Annotated in this window: 24 protein-coding genes and 1 pseudogene; 7 read left to right on the forward strand and 18 right to left on the reverse strand. The window is 57.3% G+C overall.

The window, feature by feature from the left end:
• The 5 genes and pseudogenes from AC221Y_RS06320 to AC221Y_RS06340 form a co-directional block, all read right to left on the reverse strand.
• Nucleotides 1-389, reverse strand: a pseudogene (locus AC221Y_RS06320) (penicillin-binding protein 2); the annotation flags it as partial.
• The gene (ftsL, locus tag AC221Y_RS06325; RefSeq protein ID WP_299748530.1) at nucleotides 386-733 is read right to left on the reverse strand and encodes a cell division protein FtsL; all 348 of its coding nucleotides are present in this window, start codon (nucleotides 731-733) and stop codon (nucleotides 386-388) included. The pseudogene AC221Y_RS06320 and the gene ftsL, both read right to left, overlap by 4 nt.
• Nucleotides 734-1,729 carry a 16S rRNA (cytosine(1402)-N(4))-methyltransferase RsmH gene (rsmH, locus tag AC221Y_RS06330; protein WP_486706998.1) on the reverse strand — a complete coding sequence of 332 codons (996 nt, stop codon included), beginning with the start codon at nucleotides 1,727-1,729 and terminating at the stop codon, nucleotides 734-736.
• 2 nt (nucleotides 1,730-1,731) lie between these two features.
• Nucleotides 1,732-2,238, reverse strand: a complete 507-nt coding sequence (gene mraZ / locus AC221Y_RS06335) for a division/cell wall cluster transcriptional repressor MraZ (RefSeq protein WP_299748536.1) — start codon at nucleotides 2,236-2,238, stop codon at nucleotides 1,732-1,734.
• A gap of 691 nt (nucleotides 2,239-2,929) precedes the next feature.
• A complete protein-coding gene (locus AC221Y_RS06340) occupies nucleotides 2,930-4,009 on the reverse strand; it encodes an Mrp/NBP35 family ATP-binding protein (protein WP_299748538.1) in 1,080 nt (359 codons plus the stop codon).
• A gap of 240 nt (nucleotides 4,010-4,249) precedes the next feature.
• On the opposite strand from AC221Y_RS06340, the gene AC221Y_RS06345 reads away from it, so the two are divergent.
• Nucleotides 4,250-4,459, forward strand: coding sequence for a DUF1127 domain-containing protein (locus tag AC221Y_RS06345; protein ID WP_299748541.1), 210 nt, complete (start codon nucleotides 4,250-4,252; stop codon nucleotides 4,457-4,459).
• Nucleotides 4,460-4,666: 207 nt separating this feature from the next.
• On the opposite strand, the gene betB is transcribed toward AC221Y_RS06345, so the two are convergent.
• Nucleotides 4,667-6,124 (reverse strand): betaine-aldehyde dehydrogenase, encoded by a 1,458-nt coding sequence (gene betB, locus AC221Y_RS06350; RefSeq protein WP_299748544.1) that lies wholly within the window; start codon nucleotides 6,122-6,124, stop codon nucleotides 4,667-4,669.
• A 199-nt stretch (nucleotides 6,125-6,323) separates the two neighbouring features.
• Between betB and AC221Y_RS06355 the strand changes: the two genes are divergently transcribed.
• Nucleotides 6,324-7,253, forward strand: a complete 930-nt coding sequence (locus AC221Y_RS06355; RefSeq protein WP_299748547.1) for a DMT family transporter — start codon at nucleotides 6,324-6,326, stop codon at nucleotides 7,251-7,253.
• On the opposite strand, the gene AC221Y_RS06360 is transcribed toward AC221Y_RS06355, so the two are convergent.
• Entirely contained in the window at nucleotides 7,204-7,863 is a 660-nt protein-coding gene (locus AC221Y_RS06360; RefSeq protein ID WP_299748550.1) for a thiamine diphosphokinase, read from the reverse strand. The genes AC221Y_RS06355 and AC221Y_RS06360 overlap by 50 nt on opposite strands.
• A 136-nt stretch (nucleotides 7,864-7,999) precedes the next feature.
• Here AC221Y_RS06360 and AC221Y_RS06365 point away from each other — a divergent pair, with 136 nt between their 5' ends.
• Nucleotides 8,000-9,769 carry an RNA polymerase sigma factor gene (locus AC221Y_RS06365; protein WP_486706999.1) on the forward strand — a complete coding sequence of 590 codons (1,770 nt, stop codon included), beginning with the start codon at nucleotides 8,000-8,002 and terminating at the stop codon, nucleotides 9,767-9,769.
• 51 nt (nucleotides 9,770-9,820) lie between these two features.
• Here the strand turns inward: AC221Y_RS06365 and AC221Y_RS06370 are convergent, their stop codons facing one another.
• From AC221Y_RS06370 to sseA, 3 genes are read right to left on the reverse strand one after another with little or no spacing between them, the layout of a single operon-like run.
• Entirely contained in the window at nucleotides 9,821-11,005 is a 1,185-nt protein-coding gene (locus tag AC221Y_RS06370) for an amino acid aminotransferase (protein WP_299748557.1), read from the reverse strand.
• Between the two features lie 11 nt (nucleotides 11,006-11,016).
• Nucleotides 11,017-11,583 carry a GNAT family N-acetyltransferase gene (locus tag AC221Y_RS06375; protein ID WP_299748560.1) on the reverse strand — a complete coding sequence of 189 codons (567 nt, stop codon included), beginning with the start codon at nucleotides 11,581-11,583 and terminating at the stop codon, nucleotides 11,017-11,019.
• Nucleotides 11,580-12,428 (reverse strand): 3-mercaptopyruvate sulfurtransferase, encoded by an 849-nt coding sequence (gene sseA, locus AC221Y_RS06380; RefSeq protein WP_299748563.1) that lies wholly within the window; start codon nucleotides 12,426-12,428, stop codon nucleotides 11,580-11,582. Before sseA ends, AC221Y_RS06375 begins: the two co-directional genes overlap by 4 nt.
• A gap of 138 nt (nucleotides 12,429-12,566) precedes the next feature.
• On the opposite strand from sseA, the gene AC221Y_RS06385 reads away from it, so the two are divergent.
• Nucleotides 12,567-13,616 (forward strand): alcohol dehydrogenase family protein, encoded by a 1,050-nt coding sequence (locus AC221Y_RS06385; RefSeq protein ID WP_486707000.1) that lies wholly within the window; start codon nucleotides 12,567-12,569, stop codon nucleotides 13,614-13,616.
• On the opposite strand, the gene AC221Y_RS06390 is transcribed toward AC221Y_RS06385, so the two are convergent.
• From AC221Y_RS06390 to AC221Y_RS06400, 3 genes are all read right to left on the reverse strand, one after another.
• The gene (locus AC221Y_RS06390; RefSeq protein WP_299757189.1) at nucleotides 13,613-14,887 is read right to left on the reverse strand and encodes a bifunctional folylpolyglutamate synthase/dihydrofolate synthase; all 1,275 of its coding nucleotides are present in this window, start codon (nucleotides 14,885-14,887) and stop codon (nucleotides 13,613-13,615) included. The genes AC221Y_RS06385 and AC221Y_RS06390 overlap by 4 nt on opposite strands.
• 93 nt (nucleotides 14,888-14,980) lie before the next feature.
• On the reverse strand, nucleotides 14,981-15,904 hold the full coding sequence (gene accD / locus AC221Y_RS06395; RefSeq protein WP_299757187.1) for an acetyl-CoA carboxylase, carboxyltransferase subunit beta: 924 nt from the start codon (nucleotides 15,902-15,904) through the stop codon (nucleotides 14,981-14,983).
• A 59-nt stretch (nucleotides 15,905-15,963) separates the two neighbouring features.
• Nucleotides 15,964-16,851 carry a CPBP family intramembrane glutamic endopeptidase gene (locus AC221Y_RS06400; protein ID WP_299757185.1) on the reverse strand — a complete coding sequence of 296 codons (888 nt, stop codon included), beginning with the start codon at nucleotides 16,849-16,851 and terminating at the stop codon, nucleotides 15,964-15,966.
• 208 nt (nucleotides 16,852-17,059) lie between these two features.
• Here AC221Y_RS06400 and AC221Y_RS06405 point away from each other — a divergent pair, with 208 nt between their 5' ends.
• From AC221Y_RS06405 to AC221Y_RS06415, 3 genes are all read left to right on the forward strand, one after another.
• Nucleotides 17,060-17,296: a hypothetical protein gene (locus tag AC221Y_RS06405; protein ID WP_299757182.1), complete on the forward strand. Its 237-nt coding sequence runs from the start codon at nucleotides 17,060-17,062 to the stop codon at nucleotides 17,294-17,296.
• 189 nt (nucleotides 17,297-17,485) lie between these two features.
• Nucleotides 17,486-19,213 carry a dihydroxy-acid dehydratase gene (gene ilvD / locus AC221Y_RS06410; protein ID WP_486707001.1) on the forward strand — a complete coding sequence of 576 codons (1,728 nt, stop codon included), beginning with the start codon at nucleotides 17,486-17,488 and terminating at the stop codon, nucleotides 19,211-19,213.
• Nucleotides 19,194-19,802 carry a hypothetical protein gene (locus tag AC221Y_RS06415; protein ID WP_299757178.1) on the forward strand — a complete coding sequence of 203 codons (609 nt, stop codon included), beginning with the start codon at nucleotides 19,194-19,196 and terminating at the stop codon, nucleotides 19,800-19,802. The genes ilvD and AC221Y_RS06415 overlap by 20 nt, the downstream gene beginning before the upstream one ends.
• Before the next feature lie 105 nt (nucleotides 19,803-19,907).
• Here AC221Y_RS06415 and AC221Y_RS06420 read toward each other — a convergent pair whose 3' ends face one another.
• From AC221Y_RS06420 to AC221Y_RS06440, 5 genes are all read right to left on the reverse strand, one after another.
• Entirely contained in the window at nucleotides 19,908-20,093 is a 186-nt protein-coding gene (locus AC221Y_RS06420; RefSeq protein ID WP_299757176.1) for a hypothetical protein, read from the reverse strand.
• Between the two features lie 98 nt (nucleotides 20,094-20,191).
• Entirely contained in the window at nucleotides 20,192-21,700 is a 1,509-nt protein-coding gene (betC, locus tag AC221Y_RS06425; protein WP_299757174.1) for a choline-sulfatase, read from the reverse strand.
• Between the two features lie 73 nt (nucleotides 21,701-21,773).
• On the reverse strand, nucleotides 21,774-22,418 hold the full coding sequence (locus tag AC221Y_RS06430; protein ID WP_299757172.1) for a hypothetical protein: 645 nt from the start codon (nucleotides 22,416-22,418) through the stop codon (nucleotides 21,774-21,776).
• Between the two features lie 103 nt (nucleotides 22,419-22,521).
• Entirely contained in the window at nucleotides 22,522-23,430 is a 909-nt protein-coding gene (locus AC221Y_RS06435; RefSeq protein ID WP_299757169.1) for a DMT family transporter, read from the reverse strand.
• Between the two features lie 31 nt (nucleotides 23,431-23,461).
• Nucleotides 23,462-23,620, reverse strand: a complete 159-nt coding sequence (locus tag AC221Y_RS06440) for a LysE family transporter (protein WP_486707002.1) — start codon at nucleotides 23,618-23,620, stop codon at nucleotides 23,462-23,464.
• Nucleotides 23,621-23,628: the final 8 nt, after the last annotated feature.

Consider the following 23,628-nt stretch of genomic DNA (forward strand, 5'->3'; position numbering starts at 1 on the left):
GTGACAAGCTTGCGTGCCACAAGTTCCGGTTCGATCATTAAAGGCGGCTGGGCATAAAGCGCATTGGTCGTCAGGTTGGTTGCCAGAATACGCCCGTTGCGATCCGTGATATCGGCGCGCGTAGCGATAATTTGTGTACCCGATGCCGCAGCCCTCGGCTCCACCGGATCAGTTCCGGCGGTCACTGACATTTTCAGGCCAACCATGGTGAACGCGCACAGGAAAACCACTCCCAGGACCAACAACCGCCCTTCGGCCCGTGCCCGCGCGCCATCCCGCTCGGCCTCATGTCGCTCGGCAAGGTTATCTCGCTCAATCGAGTCCGGATTCTCGCCAGCACGACGCGCCGCCAAAATTCTCGCAAGTGGACGAAGCGGTGTGCGGGTCATTGGATCTCTCTCAAACGGCTCATTACTTCGATCGGCACGATAATGGGCGATAAAGGCTCAATTGGATAAGTGATCTGATCGATATGGCCGAAATGGTCCGGACGAAGTGGCAAAAGTTCAAGTCGGTTGAAGTTCATATCTGCCAAATTCGCCAGACGTTCCGGGCGATTGAGGTAAGCCCATTCGGCACGCAGAACACCGGCATGCTCACGCAATTCGCCAATTTCGCTGCGTAGTTCCCTGACCTCGCGCAAACTTGCCTGCGTCTCATAGTTCTGCCGATAAGCCCAAACCGCAAGGACCATGACCAGACAGGCGGTCAGAATATAAAACACCGAACGCATCTACCGCTCTCCCATCGTTAACTTTGGTAAACCCAGCTTTGCGCGATCCACGGCCCCCGCCGGTGCATCTGTCCGACGTCCAACCCGCAAATTTGCAGAACGCGATCTGGAGTTTTGCGCAATCTCGTCCGCACTTGGTGGGATCGCCTTGTTGCGTGCCTGAAACCGTGGCGCATCGGCCCGCAATTCAGGCTGGTAACGACTATTACCGGGCGACTTGCCCGAGCGTTCCTGAAAGAACCGCTTCACCACCCTGTCTTCCAGTGAATGGAAGCTGACGACCGCCAGCCAACCACCGGGCTTCAACGCCCGCTCGGCTGCTTCCAGCCCTTCAACCAGTTGACCAAATTCGTCATTCACCGCGATACGCAGGGCTTGGAACGTCCGCGTCGCTGGATGGCTATGCCCCGGCTTCGGGCGCGGCAAACAGCGCTCGACAATCGCAACAAGGGCGGCCGTCGTTGTGATCGGCGCCTCCTTGCGCGCGGCCACAATCGCCCGCGCAATCCGCCGCGATGCGCGCTCTTCGCCGTAGTGATAAAGGATGTCCGCCAGAAGCTCCTCTTCGGCCTCAGCCACGATATCCGACGCCGACGTTCCCGCCTGGCTCATGCGCATGTCCAGCGGCCCGTTTCCCATGAAAGAGAATCCGCGTTTCGCCTGATCAAGCTGCATGGAAGAGACGCCCAGATCCAGAACGACGCCATCCAATGGTGCGTCAACATATTGATCTAAATCAGAGAATGTTCCCTTGACGAGAACCAACCGCTGGCCATATTCATCGGCCCACTCTGCTGCCATCTCAAAAACCGCAGGATCACGATCCACACCTGTGACGCGCTCCGCACCTGCGGAGAGCAATCCCCGGGCGTACCCTCCTGCCCCGAACGTCCCGTCAAGCCAGTGGCCCGAAATTGGGCCACACGCCTCTAGAATCGCGTCAAGCAGAACAGGAATATGGGGGTCGCGGCTTTGGCCTTTGGCAGCGGCGGCCATGCTCAGCCTCCCTCGCCACCAAAATCAAGAAGCGTCAGAACATCGAAGTCTTCCGACTGCTCATCCAGCCAGGCTTCGGTCTTGGCTTCTTCAATCTCTTCGTAGGTTTCCGGCTTCCAGATTTGGAACGTATCGCCCGAAGCGATGAAATAGGCCTCGGTTTCAATATCTATCTTTTGGCGTAGCTTTGATGGCAGGACAATCCGCCCCGTGTCGTCAACAGTGGTTAAAAGCGATTGACCATTAAATAGCTTTTCCAGCATCCGGCGCTCGATCGAACCACGCTTCATGCGGTCAATTTTTGCATCCACTTCGCTGGCGGCATCAATCGTATAACACTCAAGATATCTGCGGCGATGGTCGCCATAAACAATGACCAACTCGGGGGCCTTGTTTTCGGACCATGCGGGATCTGCTGCTTCAAGCACACGGCGAAATGAGGCTGGGATCGAAACCCTGCCCTTGCTGTCCACCTTGTGGTGGCCTTCGCCTCTGAACCTGCGAACCACTGTCCCGCGGCCCCCTTCAATTTCGCCCCCCTTAAAATGCGAAGGCGGTGGATCAGACTGCTGCCAGAGTCCGATCCACCGCCCTCGTCCCGTTTCCGGGCTAGTCCAGCTGCGCGCGCCACCTGGGGGGATGTCTGCTCGCCCGCGCGCCGGATCTCATAGTGGCCGAAGTGTTTCGACCGGGATGAAAGCGGGTGCCTGTATGAAACCTGCTATTATTATTTGGGTTTGGGGTCTTTTGCGCCCCGTATCATTAACCCGCCTCATCCGATAAAAGGAATTTGGCATGGGAATTCATGGGAAGCAATAGAATTCTTTGGGATAAACAGGGCAACCGCCTTGTTTTCTTAGGTTCTTTCGCCGATCAGATACGATATATGGCGTCTATATGTAGAATTTTGATCAATAAAACACTATATATTGTATTATGAAAAATCGTTCAACTTTTCTCATGAGACAGCGAACAAGACGCGAAATCCGATGCTTTAAAAGCGAATCGAGGCAAAATCCATGAAAACCCACCTCCGTCCCATCTTGGCGCCATGAAGTACCATGAGCTTTCTGGTCGGGAAACGGAAGCAACAAAAGCCTGACGTCTAGACGCCAGGCACCGGAACAACACAGCCTGAAGCGGCGTTAAATCTGCGAAGGCCTGCAGCGACGTTATACAGACGCAGTCCCTACAGGTGGCTTAGCCCATGCCGCCCGCAATCAACCGCTTGGCCAAGGCCGCATAAGACTCCGATACCGCCCCGTCGCCAAGCGCCACAGGGCGCCCCGCATCTCCGGCCAGACGCACATCAAGAGACAATGGGATTTCGCCCAGGAACGGCACCCCTAGCGCCTCAGCTTCGGCGCGCACACCGCCGTGGCCGAACAAATGCGCTTCGTGACCGCACTGTGGGCAAACATATGTCGACATGTTCTCAATCAGCCCAAGGATCGGCGTATTCAGGGTATTGAACATATCTATCGCTTTGCGCGCATCCAAAAGTGCCACATCCTGCGGCGTCGATACCACGATCGCGCCGGTCACTTGTGTGCGTTGGCAAAGTGTCAGTTGCACGTCCCCCGTGCCGGGAGGCAAATCGACGATAAGGACGTCCAATTCGCCCCACTCCACTTGCCCCAGCATTTGCTGCAGTGCGCCCATCAACATCGGGCCCCGCCAGACAACCGCTTTGCCCTCTTCCATCATGAAGCCAATAGACATCAGCGTAACGCCATGGGATTGCAGCGGAATGATCGTTTTGCCGTCCGGGGATGCCGGCCGCTTGTTGATCCCCATCATCTTAGGTTGCGATGGCCCGTATATATCGGCATCCAAAAGTCCGACACGGCGCCCCTCGCGTGCCAAAGCTACGGCTAGGTTCGATGATACGGTAGATTTGCCAACGCCCCCCTTGCCCGAGCCTACTGCAATGATGCGATCTACGCCCGCAACCTTCGCCGGTCCGGCCTGCTGTGGTGTCGGATGTCCGCCGATTTTCAGGCTTGGAGGGGCTTTTGCAGCTGGTGCCGAGGGGCCGTGGGCAGTCAACACAACAGATACTTTCCCGACGCCTGCAATCGAGGCCACCAGGGCTTCTGCGGTGGCGCGCACTGGTTCCATCGCCAGTGCCACGTCGGCGTTAGGCGCCTCGATGACGAATCTCACCGTGCTTCCGTCGACCTGAAGCGCACGAATAAGATCGGCCTCGACCAGGTTACGCCCATTCGGCAGCGAGACAGTGCGGAGCCTGTCAAGAATTTCTTCACGTGTAATGGCCATGTTGTCCGCTCGCTTTCATTTTTCGTGCTCTACTTGCTTCGTGACGGCTTCCGAGACAAGGCCACCCGGCCCAATTGCCACTTTTCTCATCGCAAAGCCAAAAACCACGGCAGCGACCTATGATCATGCTGCATAGCAGCATTGAGACATCGTCCATTGTGCACTTGCAGCATCTTCCTAGATAGTCATCACAAGCAGCACGGTAAACGACGCATAGCCGCCAGTAGTAGGAGTGAAGATATGAGTGCAATTGACGTAATCAACACGAAACGCTTCGGCGCACGCAGCGCGGGCATCTTTGGTGGTCTGACACAGCGCGTGCAGCGCTATCGCACATATCGCCAAACCCTCGAAGAGCTCGAAGCGATGTCCGATCGCGAGCTTTTGGACCTGAACATGTCGCGTAACTCGTTGCGCGCAATCGCATATCGCGCGGCCTACGACGGCTAAGCGAAAACCGGATCAGACGGCCCCACCTCCTCCCGGGGCTTTCTGAAAATAGCGGCGGCACCTCCTCCTCCCTGGTGTCGCCGCCTTTTTTATGTCGTTTCAAAGAAATGGCGCGCGCGGTGGAGACAATTCCAAAGGAAATGTCGGGCCGCCACACCCAGAATTTTAAGCGCCTCATAACTTGAGTAATATCTGGATACGCCGCAGTCAGAACGGCGCTTCCACGTCCCCCATACCCACATAGACCGCTTTCATTTCCGAGTAATTCTCAATCGCACCTTTTGAGTTCTCGCGGCCCACCCCAGACAGCTTCGAGCCGCCAAACGGCATTTCAACAGGTGCTGCATTATAGTGATTGATGTAGCAGGTCCCTGCCTCAAACGCCTTTACCACGCGATGCGCCCGGGTCAGATCTTGGGTGAACACGCCCGCCGCAAGTCCAAAAACCGTGTCATTTGCGCGGGCGATGGCTTCGGCCTCGGTGTCGAAATCCAAAACCGAAAGCACCGGTCCGAAAATCTCCTCGCGCGCAATCGTCATGTCATCCGTGACGTCCGTGAAAACGGTCGGCTCTACAAAAAAGCCGTCCCGGTCCGCCCGTTTACCGCCATGGGCCACCGTTGCTCCCTCGGCCACTCCCTTTTCGATATATCCAAGCACAATCTCCATCTGCGCCTCGCTGACCAGCGGTCCAAATGTCACGGCCTCATCCATCGGATCGCCCATCACGACGCCGTCCTTCAGGCGCTCCACTAAGCGTGCCACGAAGGCCGCCCGAATGGAGCGTTCGACGTAAACCCTTGTCCCATTTGAACAAACCTGTCCCGAAGAATAGAAGTTCGCAAGGATGGCACCTGAAACCGCCTTCTCAAGATCGGCATCTGCAAAAATCACCAAGGGCGACTTGCCACCAAGTTCCATCGTCACATGGCGCATCCCAGACGCTGCTACCGCGTAGACTTTGCGCCCCGTCGGTACTGATCCGGTCAACGAAACCTTCGAGACACGGTCGTCTCCGATCAATTTAGCCCCAACCGGTCCGCGCCCTTGCACGACATTGAAAATACCGTCAGGCAGCCCAGCTTCGGAGAGGATTTCCGCCACCCGCAAGGCCGACAATGGTGTCGTTTCAGACGGTTTGAAAACCATCGAATTGCCGCACGCAAGCGCCGGAGACGCTTTCCAGCAAGCGATCTGTGTCGGATAGTTCCACGCACCAATCCCCACACAGACCCCAAGTGCTTCGCGGATTGTATAAGCCCAATCGCCGCCCGGCAAAGGAATATGTTCGCCGGTCAAAGACCCCGCAAGCCCGCCGAAATACTCCAAAGCATCCGCGCCGCTGGTCGCATCCGCCACCAACGTTTCCTGCAATGGCTTGCCGGTATCCATTGTCTCAAGTTCAGAAAGTGAACGATTCTCGGCCCGGATCATGTCGGATGCACGTCGCAAAACACGGCCACGCTCGGTCCCACTCATCGCAGCCCAAGCTGGCTGCGCCGCTTTCGCCGCCGCCAAGGCCTCTTCAATGATTGCGTCGCTCGCTTCATGGAGCCGGGCAATCACCGCGCCGCTGGCCGCATAAATGCACTCAATCAAAGCACCGCTGTCATCTTCAATATAGCGGCCGTTGACGAAATGGCTGGCTTTGGGTTGTGCACGCATCGGATGGCTCCTTGTTGGGACGCTCTGTCACACCATGATCTGCGCCGCTCGGCAAGCCACGGTGTCTTGCTGTCCTCGGCCAGAATTAAACGCAAAAGCCGTCGAGAGCGTTCTGGTTCCAAAGTCCAAACTGCCGCGATGGTCGCGCCAAAGGACTTTGACCTCGCGCTCGTCACGCACCCTCGTTAGCTTCGCGCTTATGCACACCGATCGGCCGGTCCTCGGCATCCTTCTCATGCTCGGATTTTGCGTCCTTGCTCCGCTTGGCGATAGCATCGCAAAAATCCTTGGCGACAGCATCGATGTCGGACAACTGGTAACGGTGCGATTCGCACTGCAATTGCTCATCCTTGCTCCGGTCGTCTGGCTCGCCGGCATGTCGGTGAGCATGTCAGGCCGCATTCTTCGCCTCACTGCGATCCGCACGGTTCTGCATATTCTCGGTATCGGCATGATGTTTTTAGCGTTGCGCTATCTGCCGCTTGCCGATGCCATCGCCATTGCCTTTGTGATGCCCTTCATCATGCTTGTACTCGGGCATTTCGTCCTAGGAGAAGAGGTCGGTCACCGCCGCATCATCGCTTGCTGTGTGGGTTTCGTCGGAACTCTGTTCGTGATCCAGCCAAGCTTTGCCGAAGTCGGCTGGCCTGCGCTTCTTCCCTTGGGGGTAGCGCTTGATTTCGCACTTTTCATGCTTGTCACGCGCCAGATCGCCAAAGACGTTGATCCAATCACGCTACAAGCGATCTCAGGTGCCATGGCCACCGCAGTTCTTTTTCCTGCCCTCCTGATAATAAGTCCGTTCGAACTTCCGGGCTTCACGATCACCAAGCCTTCTGGTGTGGAATGGACCCTCCTTTTTGGACTAGGAGCCATCGGAACATCGGCCCATCTTCTGATGACGTGGTCACTTCGGTTTGCGCCGGCGGCAACGCTTGCACCTATGCAGTATCTTGAGATACCTGTCGCCGCCGCGCTGGGATTGCTGATTTTCCGCGACTTCCCGAACGGTCTCGCACTCCTCGGAATTTGCATCACAATCGCGGCTGGGCTCTATATTTTATTTCGTGAACAACGCCTTAGTCGGTTACCGCCGACACCACCGCCCGTAGCCCCGCCCGCGGTGTAATCAGCAACATACCCGGAGCGTCAAACTCAAGGTGGACATGTCCGGTCACCCGGTTCGATGTGCCTATACGGCCCGATGGCGAGAAAGAATGCGGATCAAGCGGCCACTCAAGTCCGACAGATCTCCCTGTGACGTCTGCCATTGGAAACAGCGAAAACCGCGAGCCAATCTCAAGATCAAGTGACAGCCGCACAGGTGCCGCAAAAACAATATCGTCCTCACCAAGCACAATCACCGGAGGCCCAAGTCCGCCCACCAATGCGGTCATAACAGCCAGCGTGTGATCCAGCCGCCCATTTGCGAACCCAACCGCAACCACAAATGGCGCCTCAATCAAAGCCAAACATTTTTCAAAATCCGTCCGATCCTGATCGTAAACCTTGATAATATTTTCGTGTCCAACCCGCGCACGCGCCGCGTCTGAAACCGAATCAAGGTCGCCAATGATCATCTCGGGCACATGCCCAAGCGCCAGCGCCCGGTCTGCTCCGCCATCGGCTGCAATAAGTGTTGGCGCCAATTTCAAAGCTTCATCAAGGCTTTCCGCGCTAGGCTGGCCTCCGCCCACCAAAGTCACACCATCTCGGGATTGAAATTGCCGCTGATCCATGTCCGAATACCTGTCGTTGCCCGTCGCGCCACATTTGTGACGTGAAAATATCCCGCGAATTCCTTGGGAGTATCTCTATTTCCGACCCCGTTCTTGGTAAACACATTGTTGCTGGATAAGAGAGAAAGCGATCCGAATGACTGGTTCGAACAAAATACTGACCGTTTCTTACGGCACCTTCAGTTGTACGCTGGAGGGGTTTGACGACCCGTTTGGCACCATGCGCGGGATCGCCGAATACTTCCGTGACCTTGCCGCTGACGACCGCTACTTCGGTGCCGAGCCTCCGACTCCCGATGTCGAGATGCTTCAAAACATTGCGCAAAAAGAAGTTCAGCGCCGTGTAGAAGCGCGCGTTGGCGATACCGGTCTTTCTTTGCGGCAGGTCGACGACGCTGACGAAACCGAGGAGCCTATCCCAGAGGAGGCCGATGCTCCCGCTCTGCAGGATGCCCCCGCGCCAAAAGCACATGTCGCAGAGGATGCAGAAGTGCTTGAAACAGGCCCGCTCGCCTTTGACGACGACTATCTTATGGCGGATGAACCCGAAGACGTTCTGACCGTCGATACGACGGCCACACCCGCAGCTGCGGACCTTCCTGCCGAAAGCGTTGCCGAGAAACTGCGCCGCATCCGCGCCGTCGTGTCCCGCACCATCGTGCCCGAGGAAGATAAACCGGCTTTTGATACTGCCCCGGACAGTGAGGCCGGGGCCGAAACAGATGATAACTCACGCCACCAGCGCGCTCTCAGCAAAACCATCGCCGCAATCACCGCTGACCTCGCTGATGAAGACGAGGCGACTGAAAAGGCACCTGAAGATACCCCCGTCACGCCCAGCGACGCAACGGTCGACAACGCAGACACTTCGCTGATCGCCTCTATCGTTGCCTCCGATCGCGATACTGGCCAAGCAGAGTTGGCTTCAGAGAACGTTTTTGACGACGAACCCGAGATCGAAGAGGCGGCAGTCGAAGAAGATATCGCTTTGAGCGAAGACGAAGACGATATCGCTCTGAACGCCGCCATTGCAAAGGTTACAGCTGTAGACAGGCAGCAGGTAGCCGAAGACGAAGACCTATCCGACAGCTTTGCGATCAAGGCACCCGAAGGCTCCGTAGACAATTCGCTCGACGATGGGGACGACTTCGAGGAAGACGAACCCGAAGATATCGCGATGGCAGAAGCCTCAGATACAGACCGCAAGCCGTCTCGCCCTCTTGAGCCACTCTCCGATAGCAACGGCAACGTCGGCCGTCTCCTGCAGGAAACTGACGCGAAATTCAACGAAGATGATGGAATCCGTCGTCGTCGCGTGATCAGCCAAATGCGCGCTGCCGTAGCCGCAACCAAAGCCGATCGCATCCTGTCGCGCATTATCCCGCGCGATGAACAAGAAGCAGATGAGCAAAACGCCTACCGTCAGGATTTGACCCGCGCTATGACGCGCCGGCCCAGCTTTTCAGATATGACCAAGGCCGAAGCCGCAGCGCGGCCCGCACCGTTGGTTTTGGTTTCGTCGCAACGTGTGGACCAAACTGACGTCCCCAAACCGCCATCGGAAAACACAGCGCCACGGCGCGTGTCAGTGAGCGAAGACACCATGGCTGAAGCTTCTAACTTCCGCGAGTTCGCCGCCAATATGGGTGCGACGGAATTGCCTGACCTTCTCGAGGCAGCCGCTGCCTACACAGCCTTTGTCGAAGGCCAGGCACACTTTTCGCGCCCCGAGATCATGAAGCGCGTCGCGCGTGTTGATCCAGCACTTGAAGTGAGCCGCGAGGCCGGCTTGCGGTCCTTTGGCCAGCTCTTGCGACAGGGCAAAATCCACAAACTTCAGCGAGGCCAGTTCACCGTGCCGGCAAGCACCCGCTTCAATCCTACTCAGCGGATTGCTGGAGAATAAGCCCCTGACAGGTATAATGAAAACGGCCCCGCTTAGGGGCCGTTTTTGGTTTTAGACGCCTGTGGCTGCAATCGCGTCTGCAAGAATTGGCACGGTCGCCTCGTTCAGACCTGCAATATTCATGCGGCTGTCGCCAACCATGTAAATGCCGAACTTCTCGCGCATCTCGACGACCTGCTCTGGCGTTGCCCCAAGCCGCGAGAACATACCCCGGTGATCGGCGATAAAATCGAACTGATCTGAATTGGTGCGGTGGCGCAGCGTTTCCGCCAGGAGCGTCCGTAGCTTCAGCATGCCTTTGCGGACGTCCTCCAACTCGGCCTGCCAATCGGCCCGCAATTTAGCGTCGTCTAAGATTGTCGATACAACCCGCGCACCGTGATCCGGCGGGAACGAGTAATTCTGCCGGTTCAAAAAGGCCAATGTCGCCTGCGCGGACGCCTTTGATTTCTTTTCCTGCGTGATTGCAATCAACAACCCGGTCCGCTCGCGGTACACTCCGAAATTCTTTGAACAACTCGCGGCAATAATGACTTCGGGCAATTTCGACGCCAAAAGCCGTGTCCCATAGCCGTCTTCCTCAAGCCCGTCGCCAAACCCCTGATAAGCGATGTCGACAAAGGGCACCGCACCGGTTCTTTCAAGCAATTCAGCAACCATATTCCACTGTTCGGCGGTCAGGTTCGCGCCTGTCGGGTTGTGGCAGCATCCGTGCAGCAGCACCAAATCCCCGCGCTTCACGCCCTTGAGATCGTCCATCATGCCCGCAAAATCGACCCCGCGCGTGGCGCCGTCGAAATAGCGATACTCGCGCATCGGTACGCCCAAGTATTTGATAATTGACGGATGATTTGGCCAGGTTGGGTTGGAAATCCAGATCGTTGAAGCACGATCCGCGTACTGCATCAGCTCAAGTCCCTGCCGCACAGCCCCGGTTCCGCCCGGTGTCGCAACTGCTGCGACCCGGCTTGAATCAACACTGTCTGCGAGAATCAACTTGCACATCGCCGTCGAAAAGGCCGGGTCACCCGCAAGCGAAGTATAGGCTTTGGTCTCCTGGCTTTCGACGATCCGTCGCTCGGCTGTCTTCACAGCGCGCATCACGGGCGTCACCCCTTCGGCGTTCTTGTAAACCCCCACGCCCAGATCAATCTTTGTCTCGCGCGGATCGTCTTTGTACATCTGTACAAGGGCGAGAATTTTGTCGGCGGGTTGCGGCTTCAGGTTGTTCAGCATGAGTGAGTTCCTCAGGATGGAATGCGCGACAGATCACGGTCGCGGGTCAACGTGCGGATGTGGTCCTCACGCCGTACAGGCGTGAAACCGCTTTTTTGATAGGTTTGCAAGGCGCGGGGATGATCCAGCGTGCAGGTATTGACCGTCATCCGGGTGGTCCCGGGACGGCCCCATGCGGTTAAAATGGCCGTACGAAGCAGCCATTTGCCTAGACCGCGTCCGACCGCCTCTGGCACCATCCCGAAGTAGGAAAGATCGACAACACCTTCGCCTTGGTCTTCCAAAAGAAAAAACCCTTGCGGCCAGCCGCGCCCGTAGAGAACAAACATCGACATGTTGTCCGCCGCCAGCCACTCCCGAATGTCGGTGTGCTCACGCTTGTGGATATCTTCCCACGCATAGTCACGCCCCACCGCATCATAAAGCGATAGGAAAAACCAAACCGGGGGCGCTTCGGCGTGCAAAAGGGACACCTGCGCGCTGACCGGAAGATGCGGCCAATCCCACGCTGGCTTCTCGGTCATCTCCAGATAGGTGACAGAATAGGGAACCTCGGTGCCGGCGAGCTGGATCGTCATCCGGTTTCAACCTTAAGATCATCATACATACCCCACTCAGACCACGAGCCGTCATAAAGCGAATGCTGCCGATGACCGATACGCTCCAGCGCAAGCGACAATACAGCCGCCGTCACACCGGACCCGCAGGTCGTGATCGCGGGCTTTGACAAGTCAACGCCCGCAGCCTCAAAGGTTTTGCGAAGCGCCGCCGTGGGCTTCATCGTTCCAGCTTCTGTCAGAAGAGATTGAAAGAATACATTTTTTGACCCCGGTATATGACCGGACCGCAGCCCCTCACGAGGCTCCGGTGCTTCGCCGCGAAAACGACCGCCAGAACGCGCATCAATGATCTCGTGGTCTCCAAGCTTTGCCGCCGCAGCGACTTGCGTCACGTCCCGAACCAGATGGTTTTGCCGCGTCACTGTTATATGCCGGTCGCGCATAACCGGGGCCATATCCTCGGTTGGGCGTCCCTCGGCGGTCCACTTTGGATACCCGCCATCAAGCACCGCAACATCTGTCTTTCCCATGAGGCGACACAGCCACCAAACCCGCGCCGCCGACATCAACCCGGCGCCATCGTAAACGACAATCTGGTGCCCGTCTCCAACGCCCATCGCCCGCATGCGGGAAATAAACTTTTCTACCGGAGGGGCCATATGCGGCATTTCCGATCTCAGGTCGCTGATCTCGTCGATATCAAAAAACCGCGCGCCCGGAATGTGGCCCCGCTCATACTCGGCTTTTGGATCGCGACCCGCGTTTGGCAGATACCACGAGGCATCAAACACCCTAAGATCAGGATCCTTCAGGTGTTGTTCCAGCCAAACTGTGGACACAAGGGTTTGTGGATCATCTGTCATCATTTCCCCCAAGCTATGGTCAGGTGTCGTGCTACGCTGGCATCCGCGTCTTGGCAAGGTTTCGAGGCCCCAAGAGCAGCGCTTGACGCCCCTTTGTGCGCGCCCCATCGTGCCGAGAGAAGGTCTGAAAGGGACTTGATGATACCGAAAACAATGCGCGGCGTGCAGTTGACGGCCCATGGCGGACCCGAAACGCTGGCTTACAAAACTGATATACCTACGCCGAAACCCAAAAAGGGCGCGGTCCTGATACAAGTCGCCGCCGCCGGTGTGAACAACACAGACATCAACACCCGTGTCGGCTGGTATTCCAAAGGCGAAAGCGATGCGGATGACGCAAGCTGGACCGGCGCGCCCCTTCGCTTCCCGCGCATTCAAGGCATTGATGTCTGCGGCGATATCGTCGCTGTAGGCGAGGGCGTCGACCCGGCCCGCATCGGCGAACGCGTTCTGGTCGAGCCATGCCTCCAGGAGCACAACGGGCAAGCGCTTGAAACACCATGGTTCTTTGGCTCGGAATGCGATGGCGGATTTGCCGAGTACACCACCGTCGCTGCCCGTCACGCCTATCCGATCGACAGCACGCTGTCTGACATCGAACTTGCTTCATTCCCCTGTTCGTATTCAACGGCCGAAAACATGCTGACCCGCGCGAGCGTGGCAAAAGGCGACCGCGTACTGATCACCGGGGCTTCAGGCGGCGTCGGATCGGCGGCGATCCAGCTTGCCGTCGCACGCGGTGCAGAAGTCATCGCGGTCACAAGTCCGGCAAAGTCCGCCGCCCTTCTGGAATTTGGCGCAAGCAAAGCGCTCTCGCGAAATGATGATCTGATCCAAGCCCTTGGAGCCAACAGCGTAAGCGTCGTCATTGATCTTGTCGCAGGCCCGGAATGGCCCAAGCTTCTGGATGTTTTGCGTCCGGGCGGACGCTACGCCGTCGCAGGCGCGGTTGGTGGACCACTCGTCGAACTGGATGTGCGCACGCTTTATCTGAAGGATCTCACTTTCTTCGGATGTACGACTTTGGAACCTGAGGTATTCGGGAACCTTGTCCATCTCATCGAGACCGGAGCAATCAAACCGCTCGTGGCCGAAACCTTCGCTCTGGAAGATATTGCCGTGGCGCAAGAAGTCTTCAAACAGAAAGACTACATCGGGAAAATCGTATTGAAAGTGCGAAAGGCCTAGCCGTTCTGGCGCAGCACGGCGCCTGCCAGATATAGCGACCCGCAGATCAAAATCCGCGCTTCAGGATCGCTTTCAAGGATGTCCGCCAACGCGGCATCAAGCGATTTTGCCACGTGTGTCGAAAGTCCTACCTCCCGCGCAGCCGCTGCAGTTTCCTCGGCTGGCAAGGTCGCCGCTTCGCCCGGAATAGCAATTGCATGAAGTGTCTCGGCGTGTTCCGCCAAGGGACGCAAATAGCCAACCACATCCTTGGTGGACAGCATTCCGCAGATTAAATGTGTCGCGCGCTTCGGCAAGCCAGCAAGCGTTTCCGCAAGGGCTTTGCCCGCCGCTGGATTGTGGCCGCCGTCCAGCCACAACTCGGCATGTGGCGCGCGATCCACGAGCGCGCCTTCCCGCAAACGCTGCATTCGTGCGGGCCAAAACGCCTTGCTTACCGCGCCCTCGCAGGCTGCCTCGTCAAATCCAAGATGCCTCAAAGCTGCGATTGCCATCCCGGCATTCCCAAACTGATGTGGCCCGCGCAAATTTGGCGGCGGTAGGTCCAAAAGACCTCTTTCGTCCTGATAGACAAGCCGGCCGTTCTCCTCACCCACATGCCAATGCTGACCGTAGGCCAAGACGGGCGCGGAATATCGCATCGCCTCTTTTTCGATCACCTCAAGTGCTGCGTCGTGTTGAGGGCCAACCACAACAGGCACGTTTTGTTTGATAATCCCGGCTTTTTGATACGCGATCTCAGGGATGGTCTCGCCAAGGAATTGCTGATGGTCCAAGTCAATTTTGGTAATGATTGTAAGTTCAGGCTTCGCAATCACATTCGTCGCATCGTGGCGTCCGCCCAACCCGACCTCCAGCAGAGTCCAATTCGCTTTTTTGCGTGCAAAGGCCAGAAACGCAGCCACGGTTGTGATCTCGAAATAAGTGATCGAGCCGCCGCCGTTCGCGGCGTAAACTTCGTCAAGAAAACTCGACAAAAGGTCTTCGCTTATGACCTCGCCCGCAACGCGAATGCGCTCGTGAAACCGTGCCAGATGAGGCGATGTGTAAGCATGTGCGCTTTGGCCTGCCGCCTCGATGCCCGCGCGGATCATCGCTTGGGTCGAGCCTTTGCCGTTGGTACCGGCCACATGGATCACTGGGGGCACTGATAAATGCGGATCCCCGACCGCACTGAGACACCGCCACATCCGATCCAGCGTCAAGTCGATGATCTTGGGATGAAGCGCCATCATCCGGGCGAGGATGGCGTCAGACGTATCTCTCGTCATTGTCGGCAGTTCCTGCGGTCACGGTTAGGAAAGTTTAAGATCACTTTTGCGACGAAAGCACCCAAGAAGGCGAAGCCAAAGGGTCCGAAAACGTCAGCTTTCGGCCTTTTCTTCATTCGCTTCCGCTGCCAAGCTTTCTGGAGACGGCAAATCGCCCATGACCGGCGGGCTCATCCCGGTCAACATGCGCAGGATCGTCACCAACTCGTTTTTCATATCTCGCCTGTGCGTCACGCGATCGAGCATTCCGTGATCCAATAGATATTCAGCCCGCTGAAAGCCCTCGGGCAGCTTCTCTCGGATCGTCTGTTCAATCACCCGTGGTCCCGCAAAACAAATCAGGGCATTCGGTTCGGCGATGTGGACGTCTCCAAGCATCGCATAGGATGCTGTAACGCCGCCAGTCGTTGGATGCGTCAGAACGACCACATAAGGCAGCCCGGCTTCCTTCACCATTTCGACTGCCACAGTCGTGCGCGGCATCTGCATCAGGCTGAGAATACCTTCCTGCATGCGTGCGCCACCAGCGGCCGAAAACAATACCAAGGGCCGCTTCAACTCGACGGCACGTTCTGCCGCCGCGATGATCGCATTGCCCACGAACATCCCCATCGAGCCACCCATGAAGCCAAAATCCTGTGCGACGGCCACGATCGGTGTGCGCCCCATCTCGCCTTCGGCCACCAGCATCGCTTCGGCTTCGCCGGTGCTGCGTTGAGCGGTCTTCAGACGTTCGGGATATTTCTTCTGGTCACGAAACTGCAGCGGGTCGGCAATTGGCGTCGGCACCTTAACTTCGACAAAAATGCCGTTGTCGAACAGCGCATGGAAGCGATCACGCGGTGTGATCCCCATATGGTGATCACAATTGGTGCAAACGTTCAGGTTCTCGGCCAATTCGCGGTGGAACAACATGGCTCCGCATTCCGCACATTTGGTCCAGAGATTCTCCGGCACCTCTCTGCGCGAAAACAGCGAGTTAATCTTTGGCCTGACGTAGTTAGAAATCCAGTTCATAAGGCGCCCGTGACCTTTAAGGTTTTACCCCAGATAATTGGCGCGCGCGGTGATTGCAATCAGTCAAGCACACGGCGGATCAACCACCACACAAAAATGAGTGCTCCCAAATCGGCCAATATCCAGGGGCTCAGATCTGCAATCTCCTCGATCCCTGTCGTAGAACGAAACAAACCAAGCCCGGTTATCGTGCCGTCGGCCGCAATGATGGTGACCGCAATCGTGTTATTGGCGAAATGAAATCCCCAGGCCGCACCGATGCTTCCGGTGCGCGCCGTCAGGTCGCCCGCAAGCAGGCCGAAAAGTGCTGCGAACCCAATATAGGCGATGGCTACATCCGGCGGAAGCGTCGGAGAATAATGGGCCGCGCCAAAGGCCAAAGCGGGCACAACAAGCCAAACAACAGGGCTGCGAAACCGTGCCGCCACTTGCGATTGCAGGTACCCACGGAAAAATAGCTCCTCGGCCCCCGTCTGTGCCGCCAGCGCAAAAAGCGCGAACGGCAGCCACGCCAGCCAAAGGCCAAAGTCCATATTGCGCTCGATGGCGCCGTCCCGCTCGGTCGGGACAAGCATCAAAATCGCGGCAATGCCCCCCGTTATCGCGGCAGCCACGACAAAATGGCGCAATGTTCGCGGTGCGGCGCCGGTCAGGGAAACAGTATTTCGGCCCTGCCAGAACCGTGCAGCCAGAAGCGTTGAAAGCCCAAGGCCTCCAACAATCAGCAAAAAGATGATCGCGCCACCCGGCGTCGCCGGATTGCCGCCGGTGATGGCTCCTAAAGCCGCAAATACGGACGTTTCTTGGGTCAGTGAAAGCGCAATCGCTATGGTAAAAAGCCAAGAAATCAGCAAAAAACCCGCGGTAAGTATGCCCACAATGATGCGCCATAGCGCAGGACGGCGAGCGGCCGCGGAAATCATCGGAGCAAAGCGTGCGTATGCCATTGAAACTCCGAGTTCTAGCCAAAGTCCAGAAAGTTATACGGTTTAAGATAAGGCAATCCTAACCAAAACCCTTCAAGCAAAGCACGAAAGTTTGAAGCTGATTGGGTCCACGATACCACACTCCCTTTCGGGGTTGCTATCGCTTTGCCTTTTGGTTCTTCCAGTGCCTTTCGATGCCGCACATTGACCCGCAAGAGGCATGCGCTCGATGCTGGACGCTATAGAGGCCGCTCAGAATTCCGTGCCCTCGAAACACGCCGCCAGAAACCCGACCGGCAACCTCACCGGCCAATACCTCAGGGGCAAAGGCCGCTACCGCGCAGCATCTGTCGCAGCGACGGCCTTTGCATTCCTGCGTCACCGGCATCGTCTCGCCGGCGGATCATTGGCCACAGAGCCCCGAAAGCCCGAGCGCTTTACCGCCCCCGCGAACCAGCCCCGCTGACGGTTTCAGCCCCTGCTCCTGCCGTCCTTCTGGCGTCCGCACTCTTTGCGCTCAGCCGGGTATCCGACCGCTCACGTCGCAACAAAACGAACTAAATCACCGCCAAAACCCGGAAATTTGCCCCCAAGCCTTGCCGTGGGCGGAAGCCTCGCCTATCCCTCACGCGTTCGTCCCCGGGAGGCAAAACCAATGACCAAAATAGACAAATCTCATCTGCCCAGCCGTCACGTCACCGAAGGCCCGGCCCGCGCGCCGCATCGCTCGTATTTCTACGCGATGGGAATTTCCGAGGAAGAAATAAAACAACCCTGGGTCGGCGTCGCGACATGCTGGAACGAAGCCGCGCCCTGTAACATCTCGCTGAACCGTCAGGCACAGGCCGTGAAGATGGGCGTTAAGTCGGCCCAAGGCACACCGCGCGAGTTCACCACAATCACTGTCACAGACGGAATTGCGATGGGTCACGAAGGCATGCGGTCTTCGTTGGCGTCCCGTGAAGCCATCGCGGATACAGTCGAGCTGACCATGCGCGGTCATTGCTATGACGCGCTTGTCGGCCTCGCAGGCTGCGACAAGTCTCTTCCTGGAATGATGATGGCAATGGTGCGCCTCAACACGCCGTCGGTCTTCATTTATGGCGGATCGATCCTACCGGGCCGCCTTGATGGCAAGGACGTCACTGTGCAGGACGTGTTTGAGGCCGTCGGCCAGCATCAGGCAGGCAACTACTCGGACGAACAACTCGCGATCCTTGAACGCGTCGCCTGCCCTTCGGCCGGTGCCTGCGGCGGGCAGTTCACTGCCAATACCATGGCCTGCGTTTCCGAGGCTATCGGTCTTGCCCTGCCAAACTCGTCCGGCGCTCCCGCCCCATACGAAAGTCGCGACTCCTATGGCGAAGCCTCCGGTGTGGCCGTGATGAACCTGATTGAAAAGAATATCCGCGCCCGCGATATAGTCACGCGTCGATCCCTGGAAAACGCGGCTCGTATCGTCGCCTGCACCGGTGGCTCCACAAACGCGGGCCTCCACCTTCCCGCAATTGCCCACGAAGCCGGAATCGACTTCGACCTCGATGACGTCTGCGACATCTTCCGCGAAACACCCTATTTCGTCGACCTGAAACCGGGCGGCCAATACGTCGCCAAAGACCTCTACGAAGCAGGTGGCGTTCCGGTCGTTCTGAACGAACTGCGCAAGGCCGGGCTGATCCACGAAGACTGCATGACAGTAACCGGCCATTCGATGGGCGAAGAACTAGACCGCATCACCCGGAAAGCGGATGGAAAAGTCATCTTCGAGGTCGAAACCCCGATCACTCCCACAGGCGGCGTTGTCGGCTTGAAAGGCAACCTTGCACCCGAAGGCGCGATCGTCAAAGTCGCGGGCATCCCGACCCAGCACCAACGCTTCGTCGGCCCTGCCCGCGTGTTTGAAAGCGAAGAAGAGGCCTTCGAGGCCGTTAAGGCCCGCACCTATAAAGAGGGCGAAGTGCTGGTGATCCGCAATGAAGGGCCCGCTGGCGGCCCCGGCATGCGCGAAATGCTGGCCACCACCGCCGCGCTTTCCGGTCAAGGCATGGGCAAAAAAGTTGCTCTTATTACCGACGGTCGTTTCTCGGGCGCGACGCGGGGCTTCTGCGTCGGCCATGTCGGGCCTGAAAGTGCCCACGGTGGCCCCATTGCCACTTTGATAGACGGCGACATCATCACCATCGATGCGACAACTGGCGAGTTGTCGGTCAATCTCACCGACGACGAACTGGCCGAGCGCAAAGAAAACTGGAAGGGACCGAAAGAGACGATCTATGCGTCCGGTGCCCTTTGGAAGTACGCCCGACTGGTTGGGTCTGCCAAACTGGGGGCTTGCACGCACCCCGGCGCCAAAGAGGAAAAGCATGTCTACATGGACCTCTAAAGTCTCGCTTCTGGCCGCGGGTTTGATGCTAGCGGCCTGCAGCGCAGGGCTAAACGTGACGCGAAATGCACCGATGCAAGTTCAGCTTCCTGACGGGATGGTCATTGCCGGAGCACGCGGATGGTGCATCGACCAATCCACCTCGCAGGCGCGATCTGGTGCAGCCGTCATTGTTCTTGGCAGCTGTGCGGCGATTGCACGAAATGCGCTTTTACCCAGCCCAAAAATCGAAGCCATCGTAACAATCTCGGTCGAGAAAGAATCGATTTCAACGCCCCCGGTCGAAAGTCTCGCCGCCTTTTTAACCTCTGAACAGGGCCGTGCCTTGCTTGCCCGCGACGGACGCGCCGCCAGCCTCGACCTCCTCGAAGTTGCAACACGTGACGACACCCTATTTCTGCACGCCCTCGACAAAAGTGGTGGCCCGTTGAATGCAGGCGAAGACTACTGGCGCGCTCTTTTCGACATCGAAGGCCGGTTCGTGACTGTGTCCCTTATCAACGTGGCCAACAGTCCGGTAAGCCGCAATCAAAGCATTGCCACGCTTAATGCTCAGATAAATCAGCTTAAAGCTGCCAACGATACCTGACGCTCGCACGAATTATCCAAAGATAAACGATCCCAACAGAATCTCCATCGCTGCCTGCATATGGGGGGCTCTAGGGTGCAGGCAACATCATGTGTTCAAAGCGGGTCAGCAATTGTGCCAACGAAAATCACCAACGAAGTACAGACCTTTGTCGTTAAGGACGCTGAGACAGGATAGGCACTGGCGCATGAAACCATCATCCAAGGCGAAGTCCTCGAAAATGACCTCCACGCGGAAATCGCGCTTTTGCGTACCGAACTTGATCTCCTGAAGCGTGCGTTCCGGTGCCACTGCGCAGAAACCTGATCCCGCTTCATCCTTTCAGAAAGACCCTGGGGTGAGGCCGAAAGCTCGGGGCAGAGCCCCAATTTTGGCAGGCGGCAGAACCCTCATTCCCCGCGCGGAAACCGTTGACTATCTTCCAACACGTTTAGGTCCATGTGGTTGCGCATGAACCGCTCAGATGCCGTCTTTAATGGCTGGAAATCCCACGGGTAGTACCCACCCTTGCGAAGCGCATCGTACACCACCAACCGCCGGGCCTGGCTTGCCCGCACATCCGCATCAAAACGGCCCAAATCCCACCGTTCATCCGCCGCCGCGCGAAAGCCTGCAAGCGTTTGGGTAAGCCGGGCGTCACCCGCCAAGTTTATCCGCTCGTTGGGATCATCCGCCAAATTGAATAGCAATTCAGGATCAATCGCGCAGCGGACAAACTTAAAGTCCCCCTCGCGCAACGCCACGATTGGCGCCACCGTTGCCTCGGCGGCGTATTCGATCGGAACCGGACCCGATCGCGCAGCACCAGAGGCCATCGGCAAGAGACTTTCGCCATCCGTCCACTCCGAAATCGCCGCCAAATCGATCCCGGCCAGGTCCGCCAAAGTTGGTCCCACGTCCAAAGTCGACACCGGCGCATCAATGCGTCCCGGCTTAATCCCAGCCATGGAAATCATCAATGGTACCCGCGACGACCCGTCAAACATGCTCATCTTGAACCAAAGACCGCGCTCTCCCAGCATGTCGCCGTGGTCCGACACGAAAACGACCACGGCCTCCTGTCGCGTGTCTTCCAAGACTCGCAGGATCGCGCCAATCTTGTCGTCCAAATACGAGATATTGGCGAAATACGCTTGTCGTGCGCGGCGCACATGATCTTCGGTAATGTCGTAGCTGCGCCAGTCATTTGCATCAAAAATCCGCTGCGAGTGCGGGTCATGATCGTTGTAATCCAGTGCCGCGACCTGCGGCGACAAATGCGCACAACTCTCATAGAGATCCCAGTAGCGACGCCGCGCGACATACGGATCATGCGGGTGCGTAAAACTTACCGTCAGGCACCAAGGCCGTTCGTCACTTCCGCGCGCAAGATCGTAAAGTTTGGCTTCGGCCAGATGCGCCACCTCGTCGTCGTACTCCATCTGATTGGAGATCTCGGCCACACCAGCCCCCGTCACCGACCCCATGTTGTGATACCACCAGTCGATCCGTTCCCCCGGCTTTCGATAGTCCGGCGTCCAACCAAAATCGGCGGGGTATATATCCGTCGTCAGTCGCTCTTCAAACCCATGAAGTTGGTCAGGACCCACGAAATGCATTTTGCCGGACAGACAGGTGGCATACCCCGCCCCCCGCAAATGATGTGCAAACGTCGGAATATCAGCACGAAACTCGGCGGCATTGTCATAGATTCCTGTCTTTGAGGGCAGCATCGACGACATGAACCCGCCCCGCCCCGGAGCACAAAGCGGCGAAGCTGTATAGGTATTGGCAAAGCGCAAGGATCGCGCGGCAAGCGCTTTTAGATGCGGCGCATGCAGCCAATCAGCCGGACCATCCGGAAAAAATGTCCCGGCCAACTGGTCTACCATAACGATCAGGATGTTGGGTTGCGCCATATTGGATGCTCCTCGCCAATGTCTTGGCGACAGCACCCGACGCGACAGTCCGGGTCAATCCCGAATATCAGAGCTAAAGGCGGCGCACTTTCGGTAAGGCTTTCTTTTCTCCCTCCTCAGGAGCATCCGCATCAACGGGCGCGGCGTCCTCAGCCTGCGGAAGCACCACGTAGTAATTTCCACGGAAGTAAATCGATCCTGGCTCGGAATAGGTAACAACGTCTTCAGTCCATTCTTCAGAGAACACCAACTTGAAAACCGACGGCATTGAATGCACCATGTTTTGCATCGTCCCGATCATGATCGCTATCCCAGCGACAAGAGCCGCCTTTACCGAATTTTCGCCTAAGGTTTTCAGGCTGAAAACGCCCTGACCTTCCCCACGGCTCAACTGGCGTGCGGTCAATCCAAAGGCGGCTAAGATCATCAAACCAGCAAGCGCTGCAAGTCCCGCATCAATCAGCATCGTGATATCAGGTGCATCACCTGACAGCGTTCCGCCAATCAAATGGAACCGGACAAATCGAGCGATGAAAACCGCCAACATCCCAAGCAAGGCCATACCGACAAGGGTCGCCGGATACCGCACGTTTTCTCTCCAGTCCGGAAGAACGTCCACTCGCGGACGCGCCGCTTCAATCGGCGCGCGTAATTCTTGCACCCGGTTGATGCGGTTCTGAAAACCCCGATCCGGTGTGCCTGTGCCTTGTCCGCTCATAACCAAACGTCCTCACGATACTATGTCAAAGTCTTGGGTGGCTGTGGAAAATGGCAAAATGATGGGGAAATATTGGCGAAAAATCACTTGCGCGATCCGCCGCCTAGCTCTCAAAGCCACCAACTGCAGCATGGCGTCGCTTCAGCATCGCTTCGCGAATAGTGATGAATGTCACTGAGGCAAGAATGATAGACCCACCCAACAGCACCCAACCATCCACTGGCTCGCCAAACGCCCAAAGCCCCAGAAGCGTCGCCCAGATCAATTGAAGATAGGTTACCGGCTGCGTCACGGTCACCGGGGCGGCCGCAAAAGCCAAAGTCATCGTATAGTGCCCAGACGTCGCAAAAAGTGCGACCAAGGCCATCCACCCGATCTCAGCCAATGTCGGCGTCTGCCACACCGCAAAGGCGAAAGGCGCCAGCCCGATTGTGCAAAACAGCGACAACATTCCGACTATGACCGCGGCAGAAACCTGCCCTGAAAACTGCTTTGCCATCAGATAGCTGATCGCAAACAAAACCGCCGTCCCCAACATTGCAAAATGTCCCGGGCTCAATTCGCGAAACCCGGGTCGCAATATGATGAGTGCTCCAATGAAGGCCAAACCAATCGCCATAATACGCCGCAGCGCCAACCGCTCTCCAAGGAACAAGGCCGCCCCAATCGTGATGTAAACCGGCGCCATATAGTTCATCGCAGTCACCTCAGCGACCGTGATACGCGTCATTGCAAAAAACCACAGGATCACACCGATGGAGTGCGCCATACCTCGCCATCCAAATAAGATCACCTGTTTTCGGGTCAGACCTGCCGCCAGAATTGGCTTTAAAAGCGGGGCGAGAAACACAAGCCCGATAACGTATCTCAAGAACGCAGATTGCGCCGCAGGCAAGTCCTGCGCTCCGTGCTTTACCAACGCCGTGACCGCAACAAAGAAAAGCCCCGTAACGAGCATCCAGAAAATGCCAAGTCCCGGTCGGTTTGCTTGCAAGGCGGCAGGAGCGCTCATTGCCTGCTTATGCGCCGCTCTCCCAGCGCCCTCAAGGCACGATAAGATAGACCGCCAAAGTCCACATCAAAAGCCCGACACCGGCGTCAAGAACGCGCCACGCGCCGGGCCGCGCAAAAACGGGCTGCAAAAGTCGTGCGCCAAACCCAAGGCTGCCGAAAAACAGCGTTGACGCAGTCACCGCCCCCAGCGCAAACA

The organism is Boseongicola sp., from assembly GCF_057460485.1.

Coding starts and splice junctions, on each gene's coding strand:
- ftsL (WP_299748530.1), bottom strand. CDS start 733: ATGCGTTCGGTGTTTTATATTCTGACCGCCTGTCTGGTCATGGTCCTT.
- AC221Y_RS06370 (WP_299748557.1), bottom strand. CDS start 11,005: ATGCTGAACAACCTGAAGCCGCAACCCGCCGACAAAATTCTCGCCCTT.
- AC221Y_RS06405 (WP_299757182.1), top strand. CDS start 17,060: ATGCTGGACGCTATAGAGGCCGCTCAGAATTCCGTGCCCTCGAAACAC.
- betC (WP_299757174.1), bottom strand. CDS start 21,700: ATGGCGCAACCCAACATCCTGATCGTTATGGTAGACCAGTTGGCCGGG.
- AC221Y_RS06345 (WP_299748541.1), top strand. CDS start 4,250: ATGAGTGCAATTGACGTAATCAACACGAAACGCTTCGGCGCACGCAGC.
- rsmH (WP_486706998.1), bottom strand. CDS start 1,729: ATGGCCGCCGCTGCCAAAGGCCAAAGCCGCGACCCCCATATTCCTGTT.
- AC221Y_RS06390 (WP_299757189.1), bottom strand. CDS start 14,887: ATGACGAGAGATACGTCTGACGCCATCCTCGCCCGGATGATGGCGCTT.
- AC221Y_RS06340 (WP_299748538.1), bottom strand. CDS start 4,009: ATGGCCATTACACGTGAAGAAATTCTTGACAGGCTCCGCACTGTCTCG.
- AC221Y_RS06365 (WP_486706999.1), top strand. CDS start 8,000: ATGACTGGTTCGAACAAAATACTGACCGTTTCTTACGGCACCTTCAGT.
- AC221Y_RS06435 (WP_299757169.1), bottom strand. CDS start 23,430: ATGAGCGCTCCTGCCGCCTTGCAAGCAAACCGACCGGGACTTGGCATT.
- sseA (WP_299748563.1), bottom strand. CDS start 12,428: ATGACAGATGATCCACAAACCCTTGTGTCCACAGTTTGGCTGGAACAA.
- AC221Y_RS06375 (WP_299748560.1), bottom strand. CDS start 11,583: ATGACGATCCAGCTCGCCGGCACCGAGGTTCCCTATTCTGTCACCTAT.
- betB (WP_299748544.1), bottom strand. CDS start 6,124: ATGCGTGCACAACCCAAAGCCAGCCATTTCGTCAACGGCCGCTATATT.
- AC221Y_RS06400 (WP_299757185.1), bottom strand. CDS start 16,851: ATGGCATACGCACGCTTTGCTCCGATGATTTCCGCGGCCGCTCGCCGT.
- AC221Y_RS06430 (WP_299757172.1), bottom strand. CDS start 22,418: ATGAGCGGACAAGGCACAGGCACACCGGATCGGGGTTTTCAGAACCGC.
- AC221Y_RS06355 (WP_299748547.1), top strand. CDS start 6,324: ATGCACACCGATCGGCCGGTCCTCGGCATCCTTCTCATGCTCGGATTT.
- AC221Y_RS06415 (WP_299757178.1), top strand. CDS start 19,194: ATGTCTACATGGACCTCTAAAGTCTCGCTTCTGGCCGCGGGTTTGATG.
- AC221Y_RS06360 (WP_299748550.1), bottom strand. CDS start 7,863: ATGGATCAGCGGCAATTTCAATCCCGAGATGGTGTGACTTTGGTGGGC.
- accD (WP_299757187.1), bottom strand. CDS start 15,904: ATGAACTGGATTTCTAACTACGTCAGGCCAAAGATTAACTCGCTGTTT.
- AC221Y_RS06385 (WP_486707000.1), top strand. CDS start 12,567: ATGATACCGAAAACAATGCGCGGCGTGCAGTTGACGGCCCATGGCGGA.
- ilvD (WP_486707001.1), top strand. CDS start 17,486: ATGACCAAAATAGACAAATCTCATCTGCCCAGCCGTCACGTCACCGAA.